Source organism: Rhizobium sp. 3T7 (assembly GCF_020166565.1).
GTDB lineage: Bacteria > Pseudomonadota > Alphaproteobacteria > Rhizobiales > Rhizobiaceae > Rhizobium.
The window spans coordinates 1-1,119 of the sequence record NZ_JAIQXS010000058.1; the positions used below are offsets into that span (position 1 = coordinate 1).

The window sequence follows — 1,119 nt, forward strand, 5'->3', positions numbered from 1 at the left end:
GGTGGGTTCAAGGATGAAGTGCGACTTGCAATAGATAACAACGGTTTATCCTTGCAAGGAACGAGACATGAAACGCACCTACTCCCAGATCGATATGGATGAACGGCGCAAGATCGCCCGCTGGCGCACGGCTGGGATCAGCGTTGACGTGATCGCCGAGAAACTGCACCGACATCGCTCAACCATTTTCCGTGAGCTGCGCCGCAACACCTTCGAGGATCGCGAGATGCCGGACCTCAACGGTTACTACTGCGTGATGGCCAATGACATGGCGCGAGAACGGCGTGCCAAGCTGCGCAAACTTGCCCGGTTCTCGCATCTGCGCCAATCGGTGATCGAGCGCATCCTGCATGGCTGGTCGCCGCAACAGATCGCCGGCCGATTGCAGCTTGAGCGCCATCCGATCTCGGTCAGCCATGAGACGATCTACAAGTTCGCCTATTCCTCGGACGGCCACGCCATCAAGCTATGGCGACATCTTCCGGAGCACCGCGCCAGGCGTCGGCCGCGGCATGCCAGACGCCGCCATGGTCGGCGGTTCACCCCCGACGTCAACATTCTCTACCGGCCCGACGCCGTTGCCGAGCGCAAGCAGTTCGGACACTGGGAATGCGATCTCATCCAGTTTCGCAAGAAGTTCGGAAACGCCAATGTGACGTCGCTGGTCGAACGGGTCAGTCGTTTTGCCGTCTTGCTGCGCAACAATGATCGGCAATCGAGACCGGTGATGGATGGGTTGATCCAGGTGCTTCAGTCCCTGCCCCATCTTGCCCGCCGCTCGATCACCTTCGACCGTGGTACGGAGTTCACCGACTGGCCCTACCTACAGGCGAGCATCGGAGCGCAAACATGGTTCTGCGATCCACAGTCCCCGTGGCAGAAAGGCACCGTCGAAAACACCAACAGACGGGCCAGGAAATGGCTGTCGAGAGAGGTCGATCCACTGTCTCTCAGCGACCGCGATCTCACCGATATCTGCAATCATCTGAATGCAACACCGCGCAAATGCCTCGGCTACAAAACACCAGCGGAAGTCTTCCGCCAGAAACTCCTCGCGCAAATCCGGCGTACCGGCTAGCCTCTCGAAGCCCGCAAGTCGCGGTTCAGCTTGAACTCACA

1 protein-coding gene is annotated in these 1,119 nt (G+C 59.1%); it reads left to right on the top strand.

Annotated features, from left to right (window positions below):
- Positions 1 to 67: 67 nt before the first annotated feature.
- A complete protein-coding gene (locus K9B32_RS28820; RefSeq protein WP_224568789.1) occupies positions 68 to 1,078 on the top strand; it encodes an IS30 family transposase in 1,011 nt (336 codons plus the stop codon).
- Positions 1,079 to 1,119: the final 41 nt, after the last annotated feature.

Excerpts from the sequence above, each read along its gene's own strand:
- K9B32_RS28820 (WP_224568789.1), top strand. The coding sequence starts at position 68 with ATGAAACGCACCTACTCCCAGATCGATATGGATGAACGGCGCAAGATC.